Source organism: Roseicyclus persicicus (assembly GCF_012395815.1).
In the GTDB taxonomy this organism is placed as follows: Bacteria; Pseudomonadota; Alphaproteobacteria; order Rhodobacterales; family Rhodobacteraceae; genus Roseicyclus; species Roseicyclus persicicus.
Genome location: NZ_JAAZQQ010000002.1, coordinates 459,537 through 474,980 on the forward strand (window position 1 = coordinate 459,537; position 15,444 = coordinate 474,980).

At 72.4% G+C, this 15,444-nt stretch carries 11 protein-coding genes; all 11 read left to right on the forward strand.

Translation table 11 applies throughout. The features are described from left to right. The first annotated feature begins 8 nt into the window (after window positions 1-8). Window positions 9-941, forward strand: coding sequence for a LysR family transcriptional regulator (locus tag HCU73_RS07555; RefSeq protein ID WP_168622816.1), 933 nt, complete (start codon window positions 9-11; stop codon window positions 939-941). Between the two features lie 281 nt (window positions 942-1,222). Beyond that, complete coding sequence (locus HCU73_RS07560) at window positions 1,223-1,807, forward strand: ANTAR domain-containing response regulator (RefSeq protein ID WP_168622817.1); 585 nt, start codon at window positions 1,223-1,225, stop codon at window positions 1,805-1,807. Beyond that, the gene (locus HCU73_RS07565) at window positions 1,804-2,976 is read left to right on the forward strand and encodes an ABC transporter substrate-binding protein (protein WP_168622818.1); all 1,173 of its coding nucleotides are present in this window, start codon (window positions 1,804-1,806) and stop codon (window positions 2,974-2,976) included. The genes HCU73_RS07560 and HCU73_RS07565 overlap by 4 nt, the downstream gene beginning before the upstream one ends. Before the next feature lie 270 nt (window positions 2,977-3,246). Then, on the forward strand, window positions 3,247-4,602 hold the full coding sequence (locus HCU73_RS07570) for a CmpA/NrtA family ABC transporter substrate-binding protein (RefSeq protein ID WP_168622819.1): 1,356 nt from the start codon (window positions 3,247-3,249) through the stop codon (window positions 4,600-4,602). Window positions 4,603-4,764: 162 nt separating this feature from the next. Further along, entirely contained in the window at window positions 4,765-5,835 is a 1,071-nt protein-coding gene (locus tag HCU73_RS07575) for an ABC transporter permease (protein WP_168622820.1), read from the forward strand. A gap of 11 nt (window positions 5,836-5,846) precedes the next feature. Continuing rightward, complete coding sequence (locus HCU73_RS07580) at window positions 5,847-7,517, forward strand: ABC transporter ATP-binding protein (RefSeq protein ID WP_168622821.1); 1,671 nt, start codon at window positions 5,847-5,849, stop codon at window positions 7,515-7,517. A gap of 5 nt (window positions 7,518-7,522) precedes the next feature. After that, window positions 7,523-9,961, forward strand: a complete 2,439-nt coding sequence (gene nirB, locus HCU73_RS07585; protein ID WP_168622822.1) for a nitrite reductase large subunit NirB — start codon at window positions 7,523-7,525, stop codon at window positions 9,959-9,961. A 91-nt stretch (window positions 9,962-10,052) separates the two neighbouring features. After that, window positions 10,053-10,382: a nitrite reductase small subunit NirD gene (gene nirD / locus HCU73_RS07590; protein WP_168622823.1), complete on the forward strand. Its 330-nt coding sequence runs from the start codon at window positions 10,053-10,055 to the stop codon at window positions 10,380-10,382. Beyond that, a complete protein-coding gene (locus tag HCU73_RS07595; protein ID WP_168622824.1) occupies window positions 10,382-13,021 on the forward strand; it encodes a nitrate reductase in 2,640 nt (879 codons plus the stop codon). Before nirD ends, HCU73_RS07595 begins: the two co-directional genes overlap by 1 nt. Continuing rightward, entirely contained in the window at window positions 13,018-13,995 is a 978-nt protein-coding gene (locus tag HCU73_RS07600; RefSeq protein ID WP_168622825.1) for a glycosyl transferase family protein, read from the forward strand. Before HCU73_RS07595 ends, HCU73_RS07600 begins: the two co-directional genes overlap by 4 nt. Next, entirely contained in the window at window positions 13,992-15,401 is a 1,410-nt protein-coding gene (gene cysG, locus HCU73_RS07605) for a siroheme synthase CysG (RefSeq protein ID WP_168622826.1), read from the forward strand. The genes HCU73_RS07600 and cysG overlap by 4 nt, the downstream gene beginning before the upstream one ends. The last annotated feature ends 43 nt before the right edge of the window (window positions 15,402-15,444 follow it).

Below are 15,444 nucleotides of genomic sequence, written 5' to 3' on the forward strand. Positions count from 1 at the left end.
GGGGGCGCATGAAGGACGACCGCCTTGTCGAGATGCGGGTGTTCCGCGCGGTGGTGGAGACCGGGGGCTTCACCGCGGCGGCCCATGCGCTGGGCGCCAGCCAGCCCTTCGTCAGCCAGACCGTGCAGCGGCTCGAGGCGCGGCTGGCGACCAAGCTGTTGCACCGCACGACGCGGGGCCAGCGGCTGACCCCGGCCGGCGAGCGCTACCTCGAGGCGGCGCGGCATGTGCTGGAGACGGTCGAGCGCTCCGAGACCCTCTGGCAGCAGGAGGCGGCCCAGATCGACGGGCGGCTGCGCGTCACGGCCCCGATCGCCTTCGGGCTGGACCGCGTCACGCCCCTGATGCCGGGCTTCCTGTCGCGCCACCCGGGCCTGTCGCTGGACCTGCGCCTGACCGACGATCACGAGGACCTGATCGCGGGCGCGATCGACGTCGCCATCCGCATGGGCCCGCTGACGGATTCCAGCCTGCGCCACCGGCGCCTGTGCCGGCTCCGGCGTCTCGTCGTCGCCGCCCCGGCCCTGGTGCAGGCCCATGGCCGGCCCGCCACGCTGGACGACCTGGGCCGGCTGCCCTGCCTCGCCTGGGACGCCAACCGGGACCACCTCAACCGCTGGGCCTTCGATCGGGGCGGGGACCGCGTGGTGTTCCAGGCCCGCAGCCGGTTCCGCGGCAACCAGGGGATGTCGCTGTTCCAGATGTGCCTGGCCGGGGTGGGGGTGATGCGGGTGGCCGAGCACCTGGCGCGCCCCGCGATCCGCGACGGGCGGCTGGTGGAACTGCTGCCCGACCACGCGCCCGCCGACGACACGGCCATCCAGGCCGTGTTCCTGCCCGACCGCGACATGGTCCCCCGGATCCGCAGCTTCATCGACATGCTGGTCGCCGCCTTCCGCGCCCCGGATTGGGAGGCCGACGGCCCCGCGCCGGGGGCGTGACCGGGCCGGCCGTGCCCGGCCGCGGCAAGGGCGGCCGCGCCTGGCCCCGCCGCAGGGGCCGCGTCGTCCTGCCGGGCCGGTGCCCGGACCCGGCGGAGACCGCCCGCCGGGAGGGCCGCGATGGGCAACCCAGCCCAGGGCCTCGCCCGGGTTCCGGGCCGCATCACAAATTGGGCGCTTCGGCCGCGATCTGCGCAGGAATCGGGCGGCTTGCGTCCCGCCCCGGGCAGGCGCGCGGCGCAGCCCTTGCCAGCCCCGTCGCCGCCCCTCATCGCCGTTCCATGCCTACCCCTCTTTCCATCGTGGTGGTCGAGGAAGACCGGGATCGCGCCATCGCGATCGTGGACGCGTTGAAGGACAGCGGCGACTATGACGTGCATGTCATCGGCAACGTCACCGGGCTGGCGCGGAAGATCGCGGCGTTCCTGCCCGACATCGTCCTGATCGACATCGACAACCCCACCCGCGACATGCTGGAGGAACTGACGCTGGCCTCGGGTCCGCTCGACCGCCCGGTGGCCATGTTCGTCTCGGGCGCGGCGGGCGGGCTTGCCCGGGCCGCCGTGGAGGCGGGCGTGTCCGCCTACGTGGTCGACGGCCTGCAGCCCGAGCGGCTGAAGCCGGTCCTCGATACCGCCATCGCCCGGTTCCAGATGATGCGCCAGATGCGCACCGAACTGGACGAAACCCGCCGCGCGCTCGAGGAGCGCAAGGTCATCGACCGCGCGAAGGGCCTGTTGATGAAGGCCAAGGGCATCGACGAGGACGAGGCCTACGCCATCCTGCGCAAGGCCGCCATGGACCAGGGCCGCAAGGTCGTGGATGTCGCCCAGGCGCTGGTGACGGCGGCGGGCCTGCTGCGATGAAGACCGTCACCCTGCCCGTCGCCTACATGCCGCTGGTCGATGCGGCCCCGCTGATCGTGGCGCAGGAAATGGGTTTCGCCGAGGCCGAGGGCCTGTCGCTCGACCTGGTGGCCGCCCCGTCCTGGTCGTCGGTGCGCGACATGCTGGCCTTTGGCCGCGTCGATGCCGCCCATCTGCTGTCGCCGGTCCCGGTGGCGATGGCGCTGGGTCTGGGCGGGGTCACGACCGCGATGTCGGCCGTGTCGGTCCTGTCCGTGAACGGCGACGTGATCGGCGTGAGCCGCGACCTCGAGGCGCGCCTGCGCGACACCGGCCACGGCTTCGACTTCGCCGATGCCGCGGCGGCGGGCGCGGCGCTGGCGCGGGTCGCGCCCGGCGGGCTGAAGATCGGGGTGCCCTTCCCCTTCTCCATGCATGTCGAACTGCTGCATGTCTGGTGCGCGGCGACGCCCCTGTCGCGCATCCGCATCGACATCCGCACCGTGCCGCCGCCGCTGATGGCGCAGGCGCTGGCCGCGGGCGAGATCGACGCCTTCTGCGTGGGCGAACCCTGGGGGTCGGTCTCGGTCGAGGGCGGCGCCGGGGCGCTGTTGCTGCCGGGCAGCGCGATCTGGGCCTTCGCGCCGGAAAAGGTGCTGGCCACGCGGACGGACTGGGCCGAAACCGAACCGCACCTGCTGGGCCGCCTGATGCGCGCGGTCTGGCGGGCGGGCCGCTGGCTGTCGCTGCCCGACAGCCGCACGGCGGCGGCCGAGATGCTGTCGCGGCGCAGCTGGCTGGACGTGCCGTCCGAGGTGGTCGACCGCGCGCTGTCCGGGTTCCTGACGGTGTCCCCCTCGGGCGAGGTGCGCGAGGCGCCCCGGTTCCTCGAGTTCCATCGCGGCGCGGCGACCTTCCCGTGGCGCAGCCAGGCCAAGTGGATCGGCGGCCAGATCGCCCGCCGCACGGGTCTGGACCCGGCGATGGCGATGCAGCGCGCGGCCACGGTGTTCCGCAGCGACCTGTACCGCGCGGCCATGCGCGGCACCGGCGCCGACCTGCCGGGCGCCTCCGAGAAGCTCGAGGGCTCGCTCGCCAACGCGACCGCCGTCGCGTCGGGCTCGGGGCGGCTGATTCTCGAGCGGGACGTGTTTTTCGATGGTCGGGTTTTTGATCCTTCGCCGGATTGATGCACGGATCTTGTGCAGCCTTGCGCTGGAATTGCGGCGCTGCAGCATTTTTCAACCGGGGTTCCGCAGGCGGCACTTGCAGCCCCGGGCGTTCGACGGCACGGTGGCCTTGCGCATGGACAATGGCGTCCGCGCACCGAGTTTTCCCACCGACCGGGATGTCCGAGCAGAGCCGCTCGATCGTGTCGCCAGATGGCGACGGGATCGGCGGCTTTTTTTCGTTTTTCCGGCGTCCTCCCCCCGCCGGATACCAGCCAGGAGACACTGCCCATGAAACGCCTCATCGGTACGCTCGTCGCCACGACGGCGCTTGCCGGCCCGCTGGCCGCGCAGGAGCTGGAGGTCGACGAACTGACCTTCGGCTTCATCAAGCTGACCGACATGGCCCCGCTCGCGATCGCCTACGAGATGGGCTACTTCGAGGATGAGGGCCTGTTCGTCACGCTCGAGGCCCAGGCCAACTGGCGCGTGCTGCTGGACGGCGTGATCGACGGCACGCTGGACGGGGCGCACATGCTGGCCGGCCAGCCCATCGCGGCCACCATCGGCTACGGCACCGAGGCGCATATCGTCACCCCCTTCTCGATGGACCTGAACGGCAACGGCATCACCGTGTCGAACCAGGTGTGGGAGCTGATGCGCCCGCACATCCCCTCGATGGAGGATGGCCGCCCGCAGCATCCGATCAGCGCCTCGGCGCTGGCCCCCGTGGTCGAGCAGTTCCGCAACGACGGCATCCGCTTCGACATGGGCATGGTGTTCCCGGTCTCGACCCACAACTACGAGCTGCGCTACTGGCTGGCCGCCGGCGGCCTGCACCCGGGCTACTACAGCCCGCAGGACATCAGCGGGCAGATCGGCGCCGACGTGTTCCTGTCCGTCACGCCGCCCCCGCAGATGCCCGCAACCCTCGAGGCCGGAACGATTTTCGGCTACTGCGTGGGCGAGCCCTGGAACCAGGCCGCGGTGCAGCGCGGCATCGGCGTCGCGGTCATCACCGACTACGAGATCTGGCCGAACAACCCCGAGAAGGTCTTTGGCCTGACCGCGGAGTTCGTCGAGGAGAACCCCAACACCACGCGCGCCATCGTGCGGGCGCTGATCCGGGCGGCGATGTGGCTCGACGCCGACAACAACGCCAACCGGATGGAAGCGGTCGAGATCCTGTCCTACCCCGAATACGTGGGCGCGGACGTGGAGACCATCGCCGCCTCGATGACCGGCACCTTCGAGTACGAGCCGGGTGACGTGCGCGAAGTGCCCGATTTCAACGTCTTCTTCCGCTACAACGCGACCTATCCCTACTACTCGGACGCGGTCTGGTACCTGACCCAGATGCGCCGCTGGGGCCAGATCTCCGAGCCGCATACCGACGAGTGGTATCACGAGGTCGCGCGGTCGGTGTATCGCCCCGACATCTACCTGGAGGCCGCGCGCAGCCTGGTCGAGGACGGGCTGGCCGACGAGGCGGATTTCCCCTGGGATACCGACGGGTTCCGCCCGGTGGCGACCGATCTGATCGACGGCATCCCCTACGACGGCCGCACGCCCAACGCCTACATCGACAGCTTCCCGATCGGCCTGACCGGCGGGCAGCTGGTGGTCGACGGCGAAGTGCAGGGCTGACCCCCCGATCCCTGCCGCGGGCGCCCCGACAGGCGCCCGCGGCGCGGCCCGGACGCCGGGCGGGGCACAGCGCGTACACCGCGCGTACACAGCCGGTACACCGGCGCCCCCGCCCGACCGCCCCGAGCCGCCCATGCCGCAGCGCAGAAAAGGATGCCAGACATGACCACCGCAGACCCGAATTTCGATGCCGAGCGCGAGGCGCGCCGCGAACGCCGCTTTGCCGCGATCACCAAGGCCGATACCTGGTTCCGGGTTCTGGGCCTGGCCTGGATCACCCCCGTCCTGCGCATCGGCGCCGGTGACAACCCCAGGGCCCAGATGGGCGAGATCTGGCGCCTTCTGGGGGTGCCGGTGCTGGCCATCCTCGGCTTCCTCGTGCTGTGGGGCACGCTTGCGCCGCAGGTGCAGACCTCGCTGGGCGCGATCCCCGGCCCCGCGCAGGTCTGGGACCAGGCGCAGAACCTGCACGCCGACCACCTGCGCCAGATGGAGCGCGCCGCCGATTTCTACGCCCGGCAGGACGAGCGCAACGCCGAGCGCATCGCCGCGGGCGACGAGCCGCGCTACCGCGAGTTCACCGGCGCGCCGACCTTCTACAGCCAGATCTGGACCTCGATCCGGACGGTGTTCTTCGGCTTCCTGCTGGCGACGGTCATCGCGGTGCCGCTGGGCATCATGGCGGGCCTGAGCCAGACCGCGAACGCCGCGCTGAACCCGCTGATCCAGGTGTTCAAGCCGGTCAGCCCGCTGGCCTGGCTGCCGATCGTGTCGATCGTCGTCTCGGCGGTCTACGCCACCGACGACGGCTGGTTCGAGAAGTCCTTCCTCGTCTCGGCGATCACGGTGACGCTGTGTTCGCTGTGGCCGACGCTGATCAACACCGCGCTGGGCGTGGCGTCGATCGACAAGGACCTGGTGAACGTGTCGAAGGTGCTGAAGATGGGCACCTGGACCAAGATCCGCAAACTGGTGCTGCCCTCGGCCCTGCCGCTGATCTTCACCGGGCTGCGGCTGTCGCTCGGCGTGGGCTGGATGGTGCTGATCGCGGCCGAGATGCTGGCGCAGAACCCGGGCCTGGGCAAGTTCGTCTGGGACGAGTTCCAGAATGGCAGCTCGGACAGCCTGGGCCGGATCATGGTGGCGGTCTTCACCATCGGGATCATCGGCTTCCTGCTGGACCGGCTGATGTTCACGATCCAGTCGCTCTTCACCTTCACCAACAACCGTTGAGGGCCGGGACCATGGCGTTTCTCGAACTGAAATCCGTGTCCAAGAGCTACGGCGAGACGCCGGTCTTGAAGGACATCGACCTGGCGGTCGAGGAGGGCGAGTTCCTCGTGCTCCTCGGCTTCTCGGGGACGGGCAAGACGACGCTCATCAACCTGATGGCGGGGCTGGAGATGCCCACGCGGGGCGAGGTGCTGTTCAAGGGCAGGCCGGTGACGGAGCCGGGCCCCGAGCGCGGCGTGATCTTCCAGAACTATTCGCTGATGCCCTGGCTGACGGTGAGCGGGAACGTGGGCCTGGCCGTCGACACGATGTTCCCCGGCCTGTCCAAGGCCGAGCGGGCGGCGAAGGTCGCGCATTACGTCGCCATGGTGGGGCTGAGCCACGCGGCGGGTCGGCGCCCGGCCGAGCTGTCGGGGGGGATGCGCCAGCGGGTGAACGTGGCGCGCGCCCTGGCGATGGACCCCGAGATGCTGCTGCTGGACGAGCCGCTGTCGGCGCTGGATGCGCTGACGCGCGGCAATCTGGCGGAAGAGATCGAGAAGATCTGGGAGGCGGACAAGAAGACCTGCGTCCTGATCACCAACGACGTGGACGAGGCGATCCTGCTGGCCGACCGGATCATCCCGCTGAACCCCGACGGGACGCTGGCCGAGGCGATCCGGGTCGACATTCCCCGTCCGCGCGACCGGTCGGCGATGAACCACGACGCCACCTTCAAGCGGCTGAGGGCGCGGGTGACGACCTACCTGATGGACGTCGGCATCGAGGCCAAGGTCGAGGGCACGCGCGTCCTGCCGAACGTGACGCCGATCCACGGCGTGCCCGCGGCCGTGGCGACGGCGGCGCAGTCGGCGCTGGACGAGAAGTACCTGGAGTTCTCGCAGCTGCACAAGATCTACCCCACGCCCAAGGGGCCGCTGACCGTGGTCGAGGATTTCGACCTGAAGCTGCGGAAGGGCGAGTTCATCAGCCTGATCGGGCATTCGGGCTGCGGCAAGTCCACGGTCCTGACCATGGTGGCGGGCCTGAACGAGGTGTCGAAGGGCGCGATCAAGCTGGACGGGATGGAGGTGCGCGGCGCCGACCCCGAGCGCGCGGTGGTGTTCCAGTCGCCGTCGCTGTTTCCGTGGCTGACCGCGCGGGAGAACTGCGCCATCGGCGTCGACCGGGTCTATCCCCGCGCCAGCCAGGCCGAACGGCAGGACGTGGTGGACTACTACCTCGAACGGGTGGGGCTGGCCGACGCGATGGACAAGCCCGCGGCCGACCTGTCGAACGGGATGAAGCAGCGGGTGGGCATCGCGCGGGCCTTTGCGCTCAGCCCCAAGCTGCTGCTGCTCGACGAGCCCTTCGGGATGCTCGACAGCCTGACGCGCTGGGAGCTGCAGGAAGTGCTGATGGAGGTCTGGAGCCGCACCAAGGTGACGGCGATCTGCGTCACCCATGACGTGGACGAGGCGATCCTGCTGGCCGACCGGGTGGTGATGATGACGAACGGGCCGCGCGCCACGATCGGCAAGATCACCCATGTCGACCTGCCGCGCCCGCGCACGCGCAAGGCGCTTCTGGAGCACCCCGACTACTACGCCTACCGGCAGGAGGTGCTCGATTTCCTCGAGGAATACGAGCACGGGCGCGAGGCGAAATCGAAACCGGCCCCCAAGGCCCTGGCGGCGGAGTGAGCAAGATGGGCAAGCAGAAACTCGTCGTGATCGGTGCCGGCATGGCCAGCGGCCGGGTGCTGGAGCACCTGACCGACGCGGCGCCGGACGCCTGGGACATCACGCTGTTCAACGCGGAGCCGCGCGGCAACTACAACCGGATCATGCTGTCGCCGGTGCTGTCGGGCGAGAAGACCTATGCCGACATCGTCACCCATGACGACGCGTGGTACGCCGCGCGCGGCATCGCCTGCCGCTTCGGCGAGCACGTGACCGCCATCGACCGGGAGGCCCGCACGGTGACCGGGCAGCAGGGCGCCGTGGCCTACGACAAGCTGCTGATCGCCACCGGGTCGGCGCCCTTCATCATCCCGGTGCCGGGCAAGGACCTGCCGGGGGTCATCACCTATCGCGACCTCGACGACACCGAGGCCATGGTGGCGGCGGCCGAGCGCGGCGGCACCGCGGTGGTGATCGGCGGCGGGCTTCTGGGGCTGGAGGCGGCCGCGGGGCTGCGGCTGAGGGGCATGGACGTGACCGTGGTTCACCTGATGGGCCACCTGATGGAACGCCAGCTGGACGAGGCCGCCGGCTACCTGCTGAAGAAGGATCTGGAGGCCAAGGGGATCACGGTGCTGACCCGCGCCTCGACCAAGGCGATCCTCGGCACGGACCGGGCCGAGGCGGTCCTGCTCGAGGACGGCACGACCCTGCCGGCCGACCTGGTGGTGATGGCCGTGGGCATCCGCCCCGAGACCCGGCTGGCGACCGCCGCGGGCCTCCGGGTCGCCCGCGGGATCGAGGTGGATGCGCAGATGCGCAGCTCGGACCCCGACATCCACGCCGTCGGCGAATGCGTGGAGTTCGACGGGCACCTGTTCGGCCTGGTGGCGCCGCTCTACGACCAGGCGAAGGTCGTGGCCGACAGCCTGCTGGGCCGCGAGAACGCGTTCCAGGTCAGGGACGTGGCGACCAAGCTGAAGGTCACGGGCTGCGATCTGTTCAGCGCGGGCGATTTCCGGGACGGGCCGGGCCGCGAGGACATCGTCTACCGCGACCCCGCGCGCGGCATCTACAAGCGCCTGGTGATCGAGGGCGACCGGCTGGTGGGCTGCGTCATGTACGGCGACACCGCCGACGGGAGCTGGTTCTACGGCCTGATCCGGGACGAGACCGACATCGAGGAGATGCGCGAGACGCTGATCTTCGGCCCCGCCTTTCAGGGGGGCGCCACCGCGGACCCTCTGTCGGCCGTTGCAGCCTTGCCGCCTGAGGCGGAGATCTGCGGCTGCAACGGCGTTTGCAAGGGCACCATCGTGGCGGCCATCGAGGGCGGCGCGGGCGACCTGGGCGCGGTGCGCGCCCGCACCAAGGCCAGCGCGTCCTGCGGCACCTGCACGGGGCTGGTGGAGCAGCTGTTGCAGGCGACGCTGGGCGAGGGCTACGCGGCCCCCGCGGTCCAGCCCGTCTGCGGCTGCACCGACCACACCCACGAGGATGTGCGGCGGCTGATCAAGACCATGCCGCTGAAAAGCCAGGAGGCCGTCTGGCAGGAGCTGGGCTGGAGCACGCGGAACGGCTGCCATGTCTGCCGCCCGGCGATCAACTTCTACCTGCTGGCCGACTGGCCGCTGGACTACCGCGACGACCCGCAGAGCCGGTTCATCAACGAGCGCAAGCACGCCAACATCCAGAAGGACGGCACCTTCAGCGTCGTCCCGCGCATGTGGGGCGGGATCACCACGCCGGACGAGCTGCGCGCGATCGCGGACGCGGCCGACAAGTACAAGGTGCCGACGGTCAAGGTCACGGGCGGGCAGCGGATCGACCTGCTGGGCGTCCGCGGCGAGGACCTGCCGGCGATCTGGGCCGACCTGAACCGGGCGGGCCTGGTCTCGGGCCACGCCTATTCCAAGGGCCTCAGGACCGTGAAGACCTGCGTCGGCACCGACCATTGCCGGTTCGGCACGCAGGACAGCACGGGTCTGGGCATCAAGCTGGAAAAGGTGCTGTGGGGGTCGTGGACGCCGCACAAGGTGAAGCTGGCGGTCTCGGGCTGCCCGCGGAACTGCGCCGAGGCGACCTGCAAGGACGTGGGCATCGTCTGCGTCGACAGCGGCTACCAGGTGGGCGTCGCGGGGGCCGCGGGCATGGACGTGAAGGAGACCGAGCGCCTGGCCGACGTGCCGACCGAGCAGGAGGCGATCGACCTGACGGTGGCCTTCATCCAGCTTTACCGCGAGAACGCCAAGTACCTGGACCGGCCCTACAAGTGGGTGGCGAAGGTCGGGCTCGACTGGGTCAGGGCGCGGGTCGTCGACGATCTGGAGGAGCGCGCGCGGCTGATCGCGGCCTTCGAGCTGAGCCAGTCCATCTACCGCAAGGACCCCTGGGCCGAGCACGCGGCGACGCGGGCGGACAGCTATGCGCCGCTGGCCGACCTGACGCTGGAGGCGGCGGAATGACGGGGCGGTTCGTCGCCTTCGGCGCCGACCCGGTGGGGGCCCTGCCCCCACACCCCCGGAGTATTTTCGAAGCAAAGATGGAGGCGGGGTCGTGAGCTGGATCGACATCGGATCGCTGGAGGATGTGCCCCTGCGCGGCGCGCGGCTGGTCAAGACGCGCCTGGGCTGCGTCGCGGTGTTCCGCACCGCCGAGGCCGAGGTCTTCGCGGCGTCGAACGCCTGCCCCCACAAGGGCGGCCCGCTGGTCGAGGGGATCGTGCACGGCACCCGCGTGACCTGCCCGCTGCACAACTGGGTGTTCGACCTGGAGACGGGCGCGGCGGTGGGCGAGGACGCCCGGATCGCCACCTACCCGGTGCGGGTCGAGGCGGGCCGGATCCTGATCGACGGCACGGCGCTGGGCCGGCGGAGCGCGGCCTGATGGACGGCGGGTCGCAGGGGCCGGGCCTACCCGAGACGCGGTCGACCTGCCCCTATTGCGGGGTGGGGTGCGGCGTGCTGCTGCGCCCGAACGGCGCGGGCGGGCTGGCCGTGCGGGGCGACCCGGCGCACCCGGCGAACTACGGGCGGCTGTGTTCCAAGGGCTCGGCGCTGGGGGAGACGGTGGGCCTGGGGCACCGGCTGACCGCGCCGCGGGTCCACGGGGTCGAGACCGGGTGGGACGACGCCCTGCAGCTGGTGGCCGACCGGTTCCGCGAGACCGTCGCGGCGCACGGGCCGGATGCCGTGGCCTTCTACGTGTCGGGGCAGCTGCTGACCGAGGACTACTACGTCGCCAACAAGCTGATGAAGGGGTTCATCGGCTCGGCCAACATCGACACCAACTCGCGGCTGTGCATGGCGTCGAGCGTCGCGGGGCACCGGCGGGCCTTTGGCACCGACACGGTGCCCGGCACCTACGAGGACCTCGACGCGGCGGACCTGGTGGTGCTGGTGGGATCGAACCTGGCCTGGTGCCACCCGGTGCTGCATCAGCGGGTGATGGCCGCGAAACAGGCGCGCGGCACCAGGGTGGTGGTGATCGACCCGCGCCGCACGGCCAGCTGCGACGGCGCCGATCTGCACCTGGCCATCGCCCCCGGGGGCGACGCGGCGCTGTTCAACCGGCTTCTCTGCGCGATCCACGCGGGCGGCGCGACCGACGCGGCGTTCCTGCGCCATACCGAGGGGTTCGACGCGGCGCTGGCGGCGGCACGGGCGGATCGCGGCGAGACCGGGCTGAGCGAGGCCGAGATCGCGGCCTTCTGCCGGCTCTGGATCGGGACCGAGCGGGTGGTGACGGTCTATTCGCAGGGCGTGAACCAGTCGACGAGCGGCACCGACAAGGTGAACGCGATCCTGAACTGCCACCTGGCGACCGGGCGGATCGGGCGGCCGGGCAGGGGGCCCTTCAGCGTGACGGGGCAGCCCAACGCCATGGGCGGGCGCGAGGTGGGGGGGCTGGCCAACATGCTGGCCTGCCACCTGGACCTCGAGAACGCGGACCACCGGGCGGCGGTGCGCGGCTTCTGGCGGGCGCCCGCGATGCCGGACGCGCCGGGGCTTAAGGCGGTCGACATGTTCCGCGCGGTGGGCGCGGGGCGGGTCAAGGCGCTGTGGATCATCCACACCAACCCGGCGGTTTCCATGCCCGAGGCCGATGCCGTGCGCGACGCCATCGCCGGCTGCGACTTCGTCGTGGTCAGCGACGTGACCGGGGCGACCGACACCGCGCGGCTGGCCCATGTCCTGCTGCCCGCCGCGGCCTGGGCCGAGAAGGACGGGACGGTCACGAACTCGGACCGCACGATCAGCCGCCAGCGCGCGGTGCTGCCCGCGCCCGGGGCCGCGCGGCCCGACTGGGCGATGCTGGCCGAGGTGGGGCGGCGCATGGGCTGGACGGCGGCCTTCGACTACGCCGGCCCGGCCGAGATCTTCCGCGAATACGCCGCGCTGTCGGGGATCGCGGGGCGGCTGGGGCGGGATTTCGACATCTCGGGCCTGTCGGGGCTGGACGACGCGGGCTACGACGGGCTGGCGCCGCTGCGCTGGCCGGTGACGGCGACGCGCGAGGGCGGCCGGTTCTTTGCCGATGGGGCGTTCTTTCACGAGGGCGGCAGGGCGCGCCTCGTGGCCGTCACCAGCCGCGCGCCGGCCGCGCAGACCTCGGCCGACCACCCGTTCCGGCTCAACACCGGGCGGGTGCGCGACCAGTGGCACACGATGACGCGGACGGGGCTGAGCGCGAAGCTGTCGGCGCACCTGGCCGAGCCCTTCCTCGACATCCACCCCGCCGACGCCGCGCGGCTGGGGCTGGCGGCCGCCGACCTCGCCGAGGTGACGAGCGCCCATGGCCGGGCCATCCTGCGGGTGCGGATCACCGACGCGGTGCAGCCGGGGCAGCTGTTCGCGCCGATGCACTGGACCGGCGAGACCGCGCCCTCGGGCCGGATCGACGCGCTGGTCGCGGCGGCGACGGACCCGGTGTCGGGGCAGCCCGAAAGCAAGGCCGCGGTCGTGTCGGTGCGCCGGATGCAGGCGGCGTGGTACGGCTTCGCCGTCTCGGCGGGTCCGATCCGGCCCGATTGCGCCTACTGGGCGCTGGCCACCACGCGGCAAGGCACCCGGGCCGAGCTGGCCGGCCGCGAGGCCCCCGCCGACTGGGAGGCCGAGGCGCGCCGGCTGTTCGACCTGCCCGGGGCCGATGCGACCTCGATCATCGACACCGCGCGCGGCACGGCCCGGATCGCGCTGGAGGAGGACGGGCGGCTTCTGGCGGCACTCTTCGTCTCGCCCGCGCCGGTGGCGGTGATGCGCGACTACCTGGCGGCGCTGCCCGGCACGGGGGCCGCGGGCGTGCTGACCGGGCGGCCGCCCAAGGACATGCCGGACCCGGGCCCGGTGCTCTGCGCCTGTTTCGGCGTCGGGATCAACACGATCGTCGCCGCGATCGAGGCGCGCGGGCTGATGAGCGTGGACGCGGTGGGGGCCGCGCTGGAGGCCGGCACGAACTGCGGCTCCTGCCGCCCCGAGATCGCGGCGCTGCTGGCGCGCGCACCACACAGGGAGGCGGCGGAATGAGCCCCGACGCCGACCTCGCCGCCCATGTCGCCACGCTGGGGCGCGGCCCCGGCCGGTCGCGGTCGCTGACCCGCGCCGAGGCGGCGGAGGCCATGGCCGCGATGCTGTCGGGCCGGGCCGCGCCCGAGGCGGTCGGCGCGCTCCTGATGCTGCTGCGGGTGAAGGGCGAGACGGCGGAGGAGATCGCGGGCCTTGCCGATGCGGCGCAGGCGGCCTGCCCGGCCCTGCCGCGCGCGGCGCTCGACTGGCCCAGCTACGCCGCGGGGCGCACGCGGGGGCTGCCCTGGTTCCTGCTGTCCGCGCGGCTGGTGGCGCGGGCGGGGCACCCCGTGGTGCTGCATGGCTGGAACGGCTCGGACGAGACGGTGCGGGCGCACCTGGCCGCGGCGGGCATCCCGGTGGCGGACGCCGTGGGGACGCAGGCCGCGCTCGACCGGGCGGGGGTGGTCTACCTGCCGCTGGAGGCGCTGCACCCGGCGCTGTTCTCGCTGCTGTCGCTGCGGGGGGTGCTGGGGCTGCGGTCCTGCGTCAACACGGTGTGCCGGATGCTGAACCCTGCGCGCGCGGCGGCAAGCGTGCAGGGGGTGTTCCACCCGTCCTACCGGCTGTTGCAGGCGGATGCGGCGGGCCTCCTGGGGTGGCGGGCGCTGACGGTCATCAAGGGCGGCGGCGGCGAGTTCGAGCGGCACCCGGGCAAGGGGGTGGCGGGCTTCGGCCTGCGCGGCGGCGCGGCGGTCGACCGGTCCTACCCGGCCAGCCTCGGCGGGGGCGAGGCGGTGCGCCTGGCCGACGGGCCGCGGCCGGGCACGGGCCTGGCCGGGCTCTGGGACGGCACGACGCCCGACCCCTTCGCCGAGGCGGTGGTGATCGGCACGGCGGAACTTGCGCTCGACACGCTGGGGGTCGCAAGGCCCGGCGCGGTGGCGCGGCAGGCCTGGGCGACGCGCCTGGCCGGGACGGAGGCGGCGGCATGAAGAGCTTTCCCATGTTCATCCGCACCACGGGGCGGCGCGTGGTCATCGCGGGCGGCGGCGAACAGGCGGCGCAGAAGGCGCGGCTGATCCTCAAGACCGACGCGCGGATCGTGCTGGCGGCCCCGACGCTCGACGACGAGCTGGCGGCGCTGGTGGCCGCGGGCCGGGCCGAGGCCCATGCCGGGCCGGTCACGGCCGCGCTGTTCGAGGGGGCCGCGATGGCCTTCGTCGCCACGGGCTGCCCGGGCTGGGACGCGAGCCTGCACGCGCTGGCGCAGGCGGCGCGCTGCCCGGTGAACGTGGTCGACCGGCCCGAGCTGTGCGACATCACCACGCCCTCGATCGTGGACCGCGACCCCGTCGTGGTCGCCATCGGGACGGAGGGCACGGCGCCGGTGCTGGGCCGGGCGTTGAAGACGCAGATCGAGACGATGCTGCCGGCGAACATCGGCGGGCTGGCGGCGTTGGCCGGGCGGCTGCGCGCCAGCGTGGCGGCGGCGGTGCCGCGGGCGGGGCGGCGCGCGTTCTGGGCCTGGGTCTTCACCGGCGCCCCGCGGGCGGCCTGGGCCCGGGGCGCCGAGCGCGAGGCGGCGCAGGCGATCAAGGCGGCCATCGCCGCCGGCGGCGCGCCCGGGGCCGAGGCGGCCGGGTCCATCGCGCTGGTGGGCGCGGGGCCGGGGGCGCGCGACCTGCTGACCCTGCGGGCGGTCGCGCGCCTGCAGGAGGCCGACGTGATCTTCTACGACCGGCTGGTCGACGAGGAGGTGCTGGAACTGGCGCGGCGCGATGCGGACCGGGTCTTTGTCGGCAAGCATGTCGGCGCCCATGCCTGGCCGCAGGACCGGATCAACGCGGTCATTGTGGCCGAGGCGCGCAAGGGCCGCCGGGTGGTGCGCCTGAAATCCGGCGACCCCGGCATCTTCGGCCGCGCGGGCGAGGAGATCGACGCCGCGCGGGCGGCCGGCATCCCGGTCGAGATCGTGCCGGGCGTCACCGCGGCCTCGGCCGCCGGGGCGGCGCTGGGCCACAGCCTGACCGAACGCGGCGTGTCGGACACGCTGGTCCTGTCGACCGGCACCGGCCGGGCCGAGGACCCGCTGCCCGACTGCACGCGCTTTGCCGGGCCGGGCACGACGACGGCGATCTACATGGGCGTCCGCCAGGCCGACCGGATCTGCGCCGCGCTGAGGGCGCGGGGATTGCCCGAGGCGGCCCGGATCGAGCTGTGCATCGACGTGTCCAAACCGACGCAGCGGCTGGTGGCGACGACGCTGGCCGGGCTGTGCGACCGGATCCTGCACGATGGCATCAGCGGCTGCGCGATCCTGCTGATCACCTGGCCGGTGCCGGCCGCCTGCGCCGGGGCCGACCCGGTGCGCCCGCGCGCGGGGCTTGCCGTGGCCTGACGCAGGCGCGCGGTCGGGCGGCGGCGCGCGGGCGTTGGACGGT

Coding starts and splice junctions, on each gene's coding strand:
- nirB (WP_168622822.1), top strand. CDS start 7,523: ATGGGCAAGCAGAAACTCGTCGTGATCGGTGCCGGCATGGCCAGCGGC.
- HCU73_RS07600 (WP_168622825.1), top strand. CDS start 13,018: ATGAGCCCCGACGCCGACCTCGCCGCCCATGTCGCCACGCTGGGGCGC.
- cysG (WP_168622826.1), top strand. CDS start 13,992: ATGAAGAGCTTTCCCATGTTCATCCGCACCACGGGGCGGCGCGTGGTC.
- HCU73_RS07575 (WP_168622820.1), top strand. CDS start 4,765: ATGACCACCGCAGACCCGAATTTCGATGCCGAGCGCGAGGCGCGCCGC.
- HCU73_RS07580 (WP_168622821.1), top strand. CDS start 5,847: ATGGCGTTTCTCGAACTGAAATCCGTGTCCAAGAGCTACGGCGAGACG.
- HCU73_RS07565 (WP_168622818.1), top strand. CDS start 1,804: ATGAAGACCGTCACCCTGCCCGTCGCCTACATGCCGCTGGTCGATGCG.
- HCU73_RS07555 (WP_168622816.1), top strand. CDS start 9: ATGAAGGACGACCGCCTTGTCGAGATGCGGGTGTTCCGCGCGGTGGTG.
- HCU73_RS07570 (WP_168622819.1), top strand. CDS start 3,247: ATGAAACGCCTCATCGGTACGCTCGTCGCCACGACGGCGCTTGCCGGC.
- HCU73_RS07595 (WP_168622824.1), top strand. CDS start 10,382: ATGGACGGCGGGTCGCAGGGGCCGGGCCTACCCGAGACGCGGTCGACC.
- HCU73_RS07560 (WP_168622817.1), top strand. CDS start 1,223: ATGCCTACCCCTCTTTCCATCGTGGTGGTCGAGGAAGACCGGGATCGC.